The following is a 12,893-nucleotide window of genomic DNA, read 5'->3' as shown; positions in this document are numbered from 1 at the left end:
GCGGCGTCCCGGCACGGCACGGCTCAGCTACCCGGTCACCATCCAGGGCGGCCGCTTCGAGGCCAGGGTGCGTGCCGAGGAGCTCTTCGCCCGCAGCCTCAGCGAATGCGGCGGCGTGATCCGACAGGAGGAGTGGGACGCCCACCTGGTCACCGCCGACCAGCGCACCGTCCCCCTGGTCCTGCCCGACGAGGCCCGGACCACCGCCTACGACTCCGAGGGCGCCCAGCAGCAGCTGGCCGTGCAGCGGACCTTCACCGGCCACCTCAAGCTGCGGGCCGGTCGGGCCCACCCCTGGGTCGACCGGGCGGAGTGGCAGGAGCGCGTCCTGGTCCTCGGCGGCGAGTTCTCCCCGAGCAACGAGCTGAGCGTGGTGGCCAAGGCACGCGGTCGCGACGAGGAGCACGAGCTGACCGTGGAGCGGTCCGGGAACCGGTTCACCGCCCGGTTCGACCCCTCCCGCATCGCCACCCTGTCCGGTGAGCTCTCACTGTCCACCGGTTCCTACCAGCTGTGGGGCCGGGTCAGCGAGGAGGCCGCGGGGGAGGGCGGCGAGGCGGCCAGCGTGGACGTGGGCGTGGAGTTCACCGACTCGCTCATCCACGACCTGCCGACCGAGACCGAGAGCCCCGAGCGCACGTACACGCTCTCCTACCAGGGGCGCGGCATCCCGGTGCTCCAGGTCGGCACCGACCTGCGCCCGGCCGAGCGCGGCGCCTTCGCCCAGCGCGAGCTCCGCGAGACCTTCTACCCGGCCCAGCGCGCGGAGCCCGTCACCGAGGGCATCCTCTTCGACACCTACACCGGGCGCCAGTACTCGGACAGCCCGCAGAGCCTCTACGCCGAGCTGCGCAAGCGCGACAAGTGGGCCGACTACCCCATGTCCTGGCTGGTCGCCGACGGGCAGGTCCGCCTGCCCGACGACCTCACACCGGTCCGCCACAAGGGCGAGGAGTACTTCCGGGAGCTGGCCCGCAGCCGGTACCTGGTCAGCAACTCCCGCCAGCCCGCGTGGTTCCACCGACACCCCGACCAGGTGGTCGTGCAGACCTGGCACGGGTCCATGCTCAAGCGCATCGGCTTCGACGTGGAGAACATCCGGGGCAAGTCACGCGACTACTTCGACAAGCTCGCGTGGGAGACGCGGCAGTGGGACTACCTCGTCTCGCCGAGCCCCTGGGCGACCCCGATCCTGCGCAGCGCCTTCCGGTTCGAGGGCGAGGTCCTGGAGACCGGCTACCCGCGCAACGACATCTTCTTCTCGCCGGAGCGCGAGGCCGTCGCCGAGCGCACCCGGCGCCTGCTGGGCCTGCCCGAGGGCAAGAAGGTGGTCCTGTACGCCCCCACCTGGCGGGACGACAAGTACTACACACGCGGCAAGCACAAGCTGGACCTGCACCTGGACCTGCGCCGCATGTACGAGAAGCTCGGCGACGACCACGTGCTGCTGGTGCGCCGCCACCCCCGCGTGGTGGACAGCGTGCCGATCGTGGGGGAGGACTTCGTCTACGACGTGTCCCTGTACCCGGAGATCATGGAGCTCTTCCTGATCACCGACGTGCTGATCACGGACTACTCGTCGATGATGTTCGACTTCGCCAACACCGGCCGTCCCATGCTCTTCTTCACCTACGACCTGGAGAGCTACCGGGACAACCTGCGCGGGTTCTACTTCGACTTCGAGGAGACCGCCCCCGGACCGCTGCTGACCCGCTCCGACGACGTCATCGAGTCCCTGCTGGACATCGACGAGGTCGCCAAGCGCAGCGGCGCCTCCTACCGGGCGTTCGTGGACCAGTTCTGCCCCCTGGACGACGGCCACGCCTCCGCCAGGGTCGTGGACCGCGTCTTCGGCAAGGAGTAGCAGGGCGGAGCCCGCTTCGGGGCCGCGCCTCGCCCCGGCCCGTACCCGGGCCGCTCCGGACCACCTCCGGGGCGGCCCGCTCCCGTGTCTGCGCCACAATGGTCGGGTGATCGTCATCACCCGATACTCCGTGCCCGAGGCCGACACCGAGGCCTTCCGAACCGACGCCGACGCCGCAGTGGCGGTCCTGGCCCAGCGCCCCGGATTCCGGTGCCACCGCATCGGCCGCGCCGCCGACGAACCCACGCTGTGGACCGTGGTCACCGAGTGGGACGGCGCCGGGTTCTACCGGCGGGCCCTGTCCGACTTCGACGTCAAGGTCACCGCCGTCCCGCTGCTCTCCCGGGCCATCGACGAACCCTCGGCGTTCGAGATCCTCGCCAGCGGCGAGACGTCGTCCTGACCCTCGCCGCTCTCCTCCGCGCGTGGTCGGGGCGGGGCCCGCACAAACGGTGCGCGCCCGCCTCCGGATTGCTCTAGCCTGGTGGGAAGCGGTCTCCCGGTGCGCCACATCCGTGGCTCCGCGCGCGGACCGCCTCCCAACAGAACCGACGATGTATCGCGAACAGCGATCCACCGACCGCCAGCCGGATGGAGAGTCACCCCATGGCCGCCAAGTCAGAGGCAATGGACGCACTGGTCAACCTCGCCAAGCGCCGAGGTCTGGTCTACCCCTCCAGCGAGATCTACGGAGGTCTGCGCGCCGCCTGGGACTACGGCCCCCTGGGCGTGGAGCTCAAGAACAACGTCAAGCGCCAGTGGTGGCGTTCGATGGTGCAGGAGCGGGACGACATCGTCGGCCTGGACTCCAGCGTGATCCTGGCCCGCGAGGTCTGGGAGGCCTCCGGCCACGTGACGGCGTTCGTCGACCCGCTCACCGAGTGCCAGTCCTGTCACAAGCGCTTCCGGGCCGACCACCTCATCGAGGCCTACGAGGAGAAGCACGGCAAGGAGCCCGCCGACGGCCTGGCCGCGATCGCCTGCCCCAACTGCGGCGCCAAGGCCTCCTTCACCGAGCCCCGTATGTTCAACGGCCTCCTGCGCACCTACCTGGGCCCGGTCCAGGACGAGAAGGGCCTGGCCTACCTGCGTCCGGAGACGGCGCAGGGCATCTTCATCAACTACAAGAACGTCGAGCAGAGCGCCCGCCGCAAGGTCCCCTTCGGCATCGGCCAGATCGGCAAGTCGTTCCGCAACGAGATCACCCCCGGGAACTTCATCTTCCGGACCCGTGAGTTCGAGCAGATGGAGATGGAGTTCTTCGTCAAGCCGGGCAGTGACGAGGAGTGGCACCAGTACTGGATCGACCAGCGCCACCAGTGGTACCTGGAGCTGGGCATCGCCAAGGACAACCTGCGGCTGTACGAGCACCCGCAGGACAAGCTCTCCCACTACTCCAAGCGAACCGTGGACATCGAGTACCGGTTCAACTTCCAGGGCAGTGAGTGGGGCGAGCTCGAGGGCGTCGCCAACCGCACCGACTACGACCTCAAGACGCACGCCGAGGCCTCCGGTGTCGACCTGTCGTACTTCGACCAGGAGAACAACGAGCGCTACATCCCCTACGTCATCGAGCCCGCGGCCGGTGTCGACCGGGCGGTGCTCACGTTCATGCTCGACGCGTACAACGTCGACGAGGCGCCCAACGCCAAGGGCAAGCTGGAGAAGCGCGCCGTGATGCGCCTGGACCCGCGCCTGTCGCCGGTCAAGGCCGCCGTCCTGCCGCTGTCGCGCAACGCCGACCTCTCGCCCAAGGCCCGCGACCTCGCCGCCCTGCTGCGCAAGCGCTGGAACGTGGAGTTCGACGACGCCGGTGCGATCGGCCGCCGCTACCGCCGCCAGGACGAGATCGGTACCCCGTTCTGTGTGACGGTGGACTTCGACACCCTCGAGGACAACGCGGTGACCGTGCGCGAGCGCGACACCATGTCGCAGGAGCGCGTGTCCCTGGACCGCGTGGAGATGTACCTGCTGGAGCGCCTGCCCGGCTGCTAGCTCCCGGAGCGCCACCGACGCCCACGGCCGTCCGTCCCCGAACCGGGGAGGGGCGGCCGTTCGGCGTCGGCGGGGCGCCACTCCCGCGATTCGGACCACCTGCTGAGCACGGGCTCGGGCCCTTCGGTCGGACCACGGCTGACGCGAGGGTGGGGGTGTCCACCGCAACCCCTCTGACGCCCCCGTCCTGACCCTCACCCCCGGGGGAGCCTGCGCCGGGGCGGTCCGCCGCGCGCGCGGCGGTGAAGGCGGTGGTCGGCAGGGGAGGAGGTGACACAGCAGAGACGGCCGGACCCGGGGGGATGTGGTTTCCGGCCGCCTCCTCGGCGCCCTGGCCGCACACGGCCACAGCACCGGTACTCAACCTAACGGCAGGCCCGAGGAGCGTTGGGGGAGTTTCGGCCCGTTCGTCCCATCGCGTGAGTAAATCGTGACGACCGGAAATGGCCGCTCCTCGCCCTGGGGTCCATGCCTAGGAGTGCTATGCCTAGAACTGCTAGGGTTCATCGTGTCACGAACGCACAGGGGTGAGGACACGCATGCACATCGACAAGGACCTGGTCGCCGCTTCGGCCACACCGTTGGTCCTGGGAATCCTGTCCGAGGGACAGTCCTACGGCTACGCCATCGTCAAACGCGTCAACGAACTCTCCGACGGGCGGATGACCTGGACGGACGGGATGCTCTACCCGCTGCTGCACCGACTGGAGCGCAACGGACTCGTGCGCGCCTCCTGGGGCAGGTCCGAGGCGGGGCGACGGCGCAAGCACTACGCCATCACGGAGGCGGGGCTGGAGGCTCTGGCGGAGCGGCGCGAACAGTGGAGCGTGGTCGCCGAGGCGCTCCGGCAGGTGTGGGAGTCCGTGCCGCGCCCGGAGTACCCCGGCCCCGCCCCGGCCGGGGGGTTCGCGTGACCGGCGGCACCGCACGCGGTGACGTGCTGGAGGAACAGATCGACCAGTGGCGCGGATTCGTGACCCGCCGCCGGGCCATCTCCGCCCCGGACGTGGAGGAGATGGAGGACCACCTGCGCGAGCAGATCGCGGAACTGGAGTCGGGTGGCCTGGACGGCGAGGAGGCCTTCCTCGTCGCGGTCAAGCGCATGGGCGGCCTGGACGCGGTCTCGCGCGAGTTCGCCAGAGAGCACTCCCACCGGCTCTGGAAACAGCTGGTGCTGGTCCCCGACACCGACGAGGAGTCCGGTGCGTCGCGCTGGCGCGAGCTCGGAGTAACGCTGCTCTTCGCGCTCGGCGCGGGGGCGGCGGTCAAGCTGCTGGAGACCTCGGTCGACGAGGGCCTGGTGGTGACCCGCAACCTGCCCTTCGTGGTCCTGCCCTTCCTGGCGGGGTGGTTCGCCTGGAAGCGCCGCGCCCCTTGGCAGGTGGGCGCCGTGACGGCGGCCCTCGCGGCGGCCCCGGCCCTGGCGGTGAACCTCTACCCGTTCCAGGAGTCCTCCGGGCCCTTCCCGGTGCCCGGGATGACCGCCGTCCTCGCCCTGACACACGCGCCGGTCCTGTTGTGGCTGCTCGTGGGCGTGCTGCACACGGGCGGCCGATGGCGCTCCCACGGGCGGCGGATGGACTTCGTGCGGTTCACGGGCGAGCTCGTGATGTACCTCGTGCTGATCGCCCTGGGCTCCATGGTCCTGGTGGGCCTGACCGTCGCGGTGCTCGGCCTGGCCGACGTGGACATCACTCCGTTCTTTGCGGACTGGCTCCTGCCGTTCGGCGTGCCGGGGGCGCTGCTGGTGGCCGCGTGGCTGGTGGAGGCCAAGAAGAGCGTGGTGGAGAACATCACGCCGGTTCTGGCCAAGGTCTTCACACCGTTGGCGCTGCTGATGCTGGTCGCGGACCTCGCCGCGCTGCTGGTGAACGGGCCCCTGGCCAACGTCGACCGCGAACTCCTGATCGTGATGGACGCGGTCCTGGTGCTGGTCCTGTTCCTGCTGCTCTACTCGATCTCCGCGCGCGACCCGTTGCTGCGCCTGGGGGTCTTCGACTGGCTCCAGCTGGCCCTGGTGGGCACGGCGCTGGCGGTGAACGCCGTCGCCCTGACGGCCATGCTCACCCGGATCGCGGAGTTCGGCTTCACCGCCAACAAGACCGCGGCGCTCGGTCTGAACCTCGTGCTGTTGGTGCACCTGGCGTGGTCGGCCTGGCTGCTGCTGGGCTTCGTGCGGGGCACGCGGCCGTTCGCCGCCGTCGAGCGGTGGCAGACCACCTACCTGCCCGTGTACGCGGTGTGGGCGGCCGTGGTCGTGCTGGTGTTCCCGCCGCTGTTCGCCTTCTCCTGACCCACACGAGGCCCTGACGCGCGACGCCCGAGACACGGGGCGGCCGGGCCCTCGTGGGCCCGGCCGCCTGGGATACCGCGTGTTCGGAGCCGCCCCGGTCAGGTCGCCGTGTAGACGACGAACGAGACCGCGATGTAGTGGCAGACGAAGGCCGCGATGGTCAGGGAGTGGAAGATCTCGTGGAACCCGAACCAGCGGGGCGCGGGGTCGGGCCGCTTGAGCCCGTAGACCACGGCGCCGACGCTGTAGAGCACGCCGCCCACGAGGATGAGGATCCAGGTGGCCGGGTGGGTGCCGTTGACCAGGTCCGGGATGAACAGGACCGCGACCCAGCCGATGGCCAGGTACAGGGCGGTGGACAGCCAGCGCGGAGCGTTCAGCCACAGGAGCTTGAACGCGACCCCGGCGACCGCGCCGCCCCAGACCAGCGCCAGCATGGCCGTGCGCAGGGTGCCCTCCAGCACGAGCATGATGAACGGCGTGTAGGTGCCCGCGATGATCAGGTAGATGTTCGAGTGGTCCATGCGGCGCAGGACCTTCTGGGCGCGCGGTGACCAGCGGCCCACGTGGTAGATGGCCGAGGTGCTGAAGAGCATCACCGAGCTGAGCGCGTACACCGCGCTGGCCGCCACGGCGGGGGCGGTGGGGGAGAGCGCCACCAGGACGATGCCCGCCGCCAGGGCGAGCGGGGCGGTCCCCAGGTGGAGCCATCCCCGGAGCCGGGGCTTGACCGCTTCCAGCAGGTCCCCGGCGGCCGCCGCAGCTCGCACGCTCCCTGTTTCCCGCGCCTTCGACACCGTTCGCACCCCTCAGATCCAGCGACCCCGCTCCCTGGCGGGCCACATGGAGAAGCCTAACTTACGGCTGCGTAGGTTACTTGACGGTAATGCTGTGTCGCGCGGCACAGTGGGGTCCCGGAGGGGTGGTGGCCAGGGGGATTGGTCGTGCACCCGGTTCTCGTCGCTTCTGTCCGTTCAGCCCTTGGGGTGGTGCGTGGTCGGGCGTCCCTGACCAGCGTAGTCGTGGGCGGGGGAGTGGTTCCCGTGGGGTCCTCGCGGGTGGGGGGCGTGCGCGGTGAGTGGACCATTGGTATAGACCTCTTTGGCGTCCGTGAACAGGCGCTTTGTCGATGAAGGGTGGTTCATGGAGGGTCGCTCGTGCGGAGTGTGGATAGGGTCGCGCCCAACAGGGGCCGACCCGGCGTCGAACGGCCGCGAGAGAACGAGGGAGCACCCCCGTGACCAAGTACGTCTACAAGTTCACCGAGGGCAACAAGGACCTGAAGGATCTGCTCGGCGGCAAGGGGGCCAACCTCGCCGAGATGACCAACATCGGTCTCCCGGTTCCCCCCGGTTTCACCATCACCACGGAGGCGTGCCGTCACTACCTGGAGAACGGTGCCGTCCCCGACGGGCTCGACGCCGAGATCGAGGCCGACCTCAAGGAGCTGGAGAGCACCATGGGGCGCCGCCTCGGCCAGCCCGACGACCCACTCCTGGTGAGCGTGCGGTCGGGCGCCCGCTTCTCCATGCCCGGCATGATGGAGACCGTCCTCAACATCGGCCTCAACGACGAGTCCGTCAAGGGCCTGGCCGCCCAGGGCGGCGACGAACGCTTCGCCTGGGACTCCTACCGCCGCCTCATCCAGATGTTCGGCAAGACCGTCCTGGACATCGACGGCGACCTGTTCGAGGAGGCCATCGACGAGCTCAAGGCCGCCAAGGGCACGACGAACGACCTCGACCTGGACGCCGCCGACTTCCGCCAGCTCGTGGAGCGGTTCAAGGAGATCGTCGGCGAGCAGACCGGCAGCCCCTTCCCAACCGACCCCCGCGTGCAGATGAACCTCGCCGCCAAGGCGGTCTTCGACTCCTGGAACGCCCCCCGCGCCGTCCTGTACCGCCGCCAGGAGCGCATCCCTGCGGACCTCGGCACCGCAGTGAACATCTGCTCCATGGTGTTCGGCAACCTCGGGATGGACTCGGGCACCGGCGTGGCCTTCACCCGCGACCCCGCCACGGGCCAGACCGGCGTCTACGGCGACTACCTCCAAAACGCCCAGGGTGAGGACGTGGTGGCGGGCATCCGCAACACCGTCCCCCTCACCGAGCTGGAGCGGATCGACCCCCGGAGCCACGAAGAGCTCATGGGCATCATGGACACCCTGGAGAACCACTACCGCGACCTGTGCGACATCGAGTTCACCATCGAGCGCGGCAGGCTGTGGATGCTCCAGACCCGCGTGGGCAAGCGCACCGCCGCCGCAGCGTTCAGGATCGCGGACCAGCTCGTGGACCAGGGGATGATCGGCCTGGACGAGGCGGTCCAGCGCGTCACCGGCGACCAGCTCGCCCAGCTGATGTTCCCGCGCTTCGACGACGAGGCCACCGCCGGGGAGGACGTGCACCGCCTCGGACGCGGCATGAACGCCTCCCCCGGAGCCGCCGTGGGCAAGGCCGTCTTCGACTCCTACACCGCAGTGAAGTGGTCGCGCAGCGGGGAGAGGGTCATCCTCTGCCGCCGCGAAACCAACCCCGACGACCTCGAGGGCATGATCGCGGCCGAGGGCATCCTCACCAGCCGGGGAGGCAAGACCTCCCACGCCGCCGTGGTGGCCCGCGGCATGGGTAAGACCTGCGTGTGCGGCGCCGAGGAACTCGACATCGACACCAAGAACCGGCGCATGACCGCCCCGGGCGGCGAGGTGATCGAGGAGGGCGACGTCATCTCCATCGACGGCACCAGCGGCCGGGTCTACCTCGGTGAGGTCCCGGTCGTCGACTCCCCGGTGGTCCGCTACTTCGAGGGCGAGGTCGACCCCGCCTCCGACCAGGCCGACGACCTCGTGCGCTCCGTGCACCGCCTCATGCACTACGTCGACGCCGCCCGCCGCCTGTACGTGCGCGCCAACGCCGACACCGCCGAGGACGCCGCCCGCGCCCGCCGCATGGGCGCCCAGGGCATCGGCCTGTGCCGCACCGAGCACATGTTCCTCGGTGACCGCCGCCAGCTCGTCGAACGCCTCATCCTGGCCGACACCCCCGACGAACAGCAGGGGTCCTTGGACGCCCTCCTGCCGCTCCAGCGCGAGGACTTCGGCGGCATCCTGGAGGCCATGGACGGACTGCCCGTCACGGTCCGCCTCCTCGACCCGCCGCTGCACGAGTTCCTGCCCGACATCACGGAGCTGTCGGTACGCGTGGCGGTGGCCGAGGCCAGGGGCGAGAGCCACGAGAACGACCTGCGCGTCCTCCAGGCCGTGCACAGGCTCCACGAGCAGAACCCGATGCTGGGGCTGCGCGGCGTGCGCCTCGGGCTGGTCGTCCCCGGGCTGTTCACCATGCAGGTGCGGGCCATTGCCCAGGCGGCGGTGGACCGGATCCGCGCGGGCGGCCGCCCCCGCCCGGAGATCATGATTCCGCTGGTGGGCACCGTGCAGGAGCTGGAGATCATCCGGGACGACGCGCTGCGCGCCCTGCGCGAGGTGGGGGAGGAGAACGGGATCGAGCTGGACTTCCCGGTCGGCACGATGATCGAACTGCCCCGGGCCGCGCTGACCGCCGGGCAGATCGCCGAGAACGCCGAGTTCTTCTCCTTCGGGACCAACGACCTCACCCAGACCGTGTGGGGCTTCTCCCGAGACGACGTGGAGGCCTCCTTCTTCTCCGCCTACCTGGAGAAGGGCGTGTTCGGCGTTTCACCGTTCGAGTCCCTGGACGTGGATGGCGTGGGCCGTCTGATTCGCATCGCCGTGGAGGAGGGCCGAGCGGCGCGGCCCGGCATCAAGCTCGGTGTGTGCGGTGAACACGGCGGCGACCCGGCCTCGGTGCACTTCTTCCACAAGGTGGGGCTGGACTACGTGTCCTGTTCGCCGTTCCGTGTCCCCGTGGCCCGTCTGGAGGCGGGCCGGGCCGCCGGTCGCGCCGTGCGGTGACCGACCGAACGCCCGTAGCGGCGCCCCCCGCGAAAGGGGCGCCGCCACGGGCGTTCCACGGAACCGGTGAGACTAGAATCGGGCATCACGGCCGAGTCGACGGAAAAGTCGACCGTGACCTTTTCGTGATATATTTTCGACGTCGGTACGCGCTCACGCGCGACGCCCCGATCCCCCTCCCCGCAGTCGGGGCTCCGGGCACTCTCAGACGCCCGTGCCACGTCCGGCTCCCCCTTCCCGGTCCCCCGCCCACGCGGGGAGACCACGAACCAGCGGTGGGTGCGGGGCGTCCCAGTGGGCGTACCGCGTTCCTGATCCAATCAAGCGGAGGTGAGCCGGTGCGAACGGCGAGCGACGGGCGCGGCGACGAGCCGTGGGATGACCCGGCCATGACCCCCGCTGACCACGAGGCCACCCAGGTCTTCTCCCGCGACGGGCTGGCCGGCGCCGCCTCGGCCGCCGAGAGCACCCGGCGGTTCACCCGGCCCGAGGCCTCCGACCCCGGTGACCCCGCCGACGCCGCGGACAGCACGCGGGAGTTCAGCCGTGTCGACCCGGCCGACACCGCGGACCAGGGCGCGGTTTTCACCCGCAGGTTCGTCCGCGACCGACCGTCGCCGCGTGCGGACCGGGACCTCCCCCCGTACCGCGACGAGACCGACGGGTACGGGAGCGAGGAACCGTGGGAGGGGTCCGGTCACGAGGAGCCGTACGAGGAACCCCGCGTCCGTGAGCGCGGCGGCCGCCGCCCCCCGCCGCCCCGCACCCACACGCCCAGGCGCCGCAGGCGCCGCCGTTTCCGTGCGCGCTGGATCATCGCCCTGATCCTGGTCGCCGCCATCGCGATCCCGCCCGGCACCTGGGGGTGGGTCTGGTACACCGCGCGCCAGGACGACCGCACGCCCTCCGACGCCATCGTGGTCCTGGGCGCCAGCCAGTACAACGGCGTTCCCTCACCCGTCTTCGAGGCCCGACTGCGCCAGGCCCAGGTCCTCTACCTGGACGGCGTGGCGCCCAACATCGTCACGGTCGGCGGCAAACAGCCCGACGACGCCTTCACCGAAGCGGCCGCGGGCCGCAACTGGCTCATCGAGGTGGGCGTGCCCGCCGACCACGTCGTCGCGGTGGAGGAGGGCAGCGACACCCTCCAGAGCTTCCAGGCCATGGAGGGGGTCTTCGAGGCCAACGGCTGGGAGACCGCCATCCTGGTCTCCGACCCCTGGCACAGCCTGCGCTCCAAGGTGATGGCCGCCGACCACGGCATCGAGGCGGGCACCTCGCCCTCGCGCTCCGGGCCCGCCGTCATCGAACGCCGGACCCAGCTGTGGTACATCACGAGGGAAACCGCGTCGCTCTGGTACTACTGGATCTTCAACGACAGCAGTGACATCCGTGTCAACGCGGCCTGACCAGGGCCAATGACATGTTTCGTCGTTGCCGGGAAGTAGGCTCAGGCCCATGACGACCATCTCCGGAGAGACCGTGGGCGCGGAGAGCGGCACCCACGGGTACACCGCACGCGACACCGAGCGCTACTCCCAGGAGTCGCGTAAGAGCAGGCGTCGCGGCCCCTTCGAGCGCGACCGCGCCCGTGTCCTGCACAGCTCCGCGCTGCGCAGGCTCTCCGCCAAGACCCAGGTCGTCCAGCCCGGGGTGAGCGACTTCCCGCGCACCCGGCTGACCCACTCCCTGGAGTGCGCCCAGATCGGCCGGGAACTCGGCCAGGCCCTGGGCTGCGACCCCGACCTCGTCGAGGCCGCGTGTCTGTCCCACGACCTCGGCCACCCGCCCTTCGGCCACAACGGCGAACGCGCCCTCGACGAGGCCGCAGCCGCGTGCGGCGGGTTCGAGGGCAACGCCCAGAGCCTGCGCCTGCTCATCCGCCTGGAGGGCAAGGTCATCGACCCCGGCGGCCGCAGCGCCGGGCTCAACCTCACCCGCGCCACCCTGGACGCCACCGTCAAGTACCCCTGGCGGCGCGGTGAGGGCGGCGACACCCACAAGTTCAACTGCTACCCCGACGACTCCGAGGCCTTCGCCTGGCTGCGCGAGGGAGCGCCCGTCGGACGCACCTGCTTCGAGGCCCAGGTCATGGACTGGGCCGACGACGTCGCCTACTCCGTGCACGACGTCGAGGACGCCCTGCACGCGGGCCTGGTCAGCATGGCCGCCCTGCGCGACCCGGGCGAGCGCGCCGAGGTCTGCCGGATCGCCGCCGCGATGTACTGCGACGCCGACCCGGCCGAACTCGACGAGGTCCTGGGCGACCTGCTGGCCGAACCCGTCTGGCCCACCGAGTTCACCGGTGACCTCGCCTCCCTCGCCGCCCTCAAGAACCTCACCAGCGAACTCATCGGCCGGTTCTGCCGCGCCGCGGAGGGCGCCACCCGGCGCGCCCACGGCCCCGGCCGCCTCACCCGCTACCGCGCCGACCTCGTCCTGCCGCGCCGCGCCCTCCTGGAGTGCGCCCTGCTCAAGGCGGTGGCCGCGCACTTCGTCATGTCCCGCGAGGAGGCCCGGATCTACCAGGCCGAGGAGCGCCGCACCATCACCGACCTGGTCGCCGCCCTGTGGCAGGGGTCCCCCGGGGTCCTCGACCCCCAGTTCCGCGCCGTCTTCGAGAACGCCACCGACGACACCTCGGCCCTGCGTGTGGTCGTGGACCAGGTCGCCTCCCTCACGGACACCTCCGCCACCGCCCTGCACGCCCGGCTCGTCCGCTGACACACCCCCTAACCAGGGACGGACGGGATCACCGCCGTTACCGGTCTTGACGCGCACCACACGAGCCCGCACACTGCTCAGTG

The 12,893-nt window shown here is 70.5% G+C and carries 9 protein-coding genes; 8 read left to right on the top strand and 1 reads right to left on the bottom strand.

Annotated features, from left to right (window positions below):
• From D452_RS0121785 to D452_RS0121765, 5 genes are all read left to right on the top strand, one after another.
• Positions 1-1,864 (top strand): CDP-glycerol glycerophosphotransferase family protein (locus D452_RS0121785; protein WP_017546258.1); only part of this gene is annotated, 1,864 nt, incomplete at its 5' end.
• 106 nt (positions 1,865-1,970) lie between these two features.
• Positions 1,971-2,267, top strand: coding sequence for an antibiotic biosynthesis monooxygenase (locus tag D452_RS0121780; RefSeq protein ID WP_017546257.1), 297 nt, complete (start codon positions 1,971-1,973; stop codon positions 2,265-2,267).
• Between the two features lie 203 nt (positions 2,268-2,470).
• Positions 2,471-3,859, top strand: coding sequence for a glycine--tRNA ligase (locus tag D452_RS0121775; protein ID WP_193374266.1), 1,389 nt, complete (start codon positions 2,471-2,473; stop codon positions 3,857-3,859).
• 539 nt (positions 3,860-4,398) lie between these two features.
• Positions 4,399-4,773 (top strand): PadR family transcriptional regulator, encoded by a 375-nt coding sequence (locus tag D452_RS0121770; protein WP_017546255.1) that lies wholly within the window; start codon positions 4,399-4,401, stop codon positions 4,771-4,773.
• Positions 4,770-6,152, top strand: coding sequence for a permease prefix domain 1-containing protein (locus D452_RS0121765; RefSeq protein WP_017546254.1), 1,383 nt, complete (start codon positions 4,770-4,772; stop codon positions 6,150-6,152). The genes D452_RS0121770 and D452_RS0121765 overlap by 4 nt, the downstream gene beginning before the upstream one ends.
• Positions 6,153-6,250: 98 nt before the next feature.
• On the opposite strand, the gene trhA is transcribed toward D452_RS0121765, so the two are convergent.
• Positions 6,251-6,922 (bottom strand): PAQR family membrane homeostasis protein TrhA, encoded by a 672-nt coding sequence (gene trhA, locus D452_RS0121760; RefSeq protein ID WP_017546253.1) that lies wholly within the window; start codon positions 6,920-6,922, stop codon positions 6,251-6,253.
• 467 nt (positions 6,923-7,389) lie between these two features.
• On the opposite strand from trhA, the gene ppdK reads away from it, so the two are divergent.
• The 3 genes from ppdK to D452_RS0121745 all read left to right on the top strand — a co-directional run bounded on the left by ppdK (position 7,390) and on the right by D452_RS0121745 (position 12,810).
• Complete coding sequence (gene ppdK, locus D452_RS0121755; RefSeq protein ID WP_017546252.1) at positions 7,390-10,086, top strand: pyruvate, phosphate dikinase; 2,697 nt, start codon at positions 7,390-7,392, stop codon at positions 10,084-10,086.
• 338 nt (positions 10,087-10,424) lie between these two features.
• The gene (locus D452_RS0121750; RefSeq protein WP_026129552.1) at positions 10,425-11,495 is read left to right on the top strand and encodes a YdcF family protein; all 1,071 of its coding nucleotides are present in this window, start codon (positions 10,425-10,427) and stop codon (positions 11,493-11,495) included.
• 49 nt (positions 11,496-11,544) lie between these two features.
• The gene (locus D452_RS0121745; RefSeq protein WP_017546250.1) at positions 11,545-12,810 is read left to right on the top strand and encodes a deoxyguanosinetriphosphate triphosphohydrolase; all 1,266 of its coding nucleotides are present in this window, start codon (positions 11,545-11,547) and stop codon (positions 12,808-12,810) included.
• Positions 12,811-12,893 lie beyond the last annotated feature (83 nt).

Source organism: Nocardiopsis prasina DSM 43845 (assembly GCF_000341265.1).
In the GTDB taxonomy this organism is placed as follows: domain Bacteria; phylum Actinomycetota; class Actinomycetes; order Streptosporangiales; family Streptosporangiaceae; genus Nocardiopsis; species Nocardiopsis prasina.
This window is presented reverse-complemented; position numbering and strand designations above follow the sequence as displayed.

What these genes read in the sequence shown, in the direction of transcription:
- D452_RS0121770 (WP_017546255.1), top strand. Translation starts at nt 4,399, where the DNA reads ATGCACATCGACAAGGACCTGGTCGCCGCTTCGGCCACACCGTTGGTC.
- D452_RS0121745 (WP_017546250.1), top strand. Translation starts at nt 11,545, where the DNA reads ATGACGACCATCTCCGGAGAGACCGTGGGCGCGGAGAGCGGCACCCAC.
- D452_RS0121775 (WP_193374266.1), top strand. Translation starts at nt 2,471, where the DNA reads ATGGCCGCCAAGTCAGAGGCAATGGACGCACTGGTCAACCTCGCCAAG.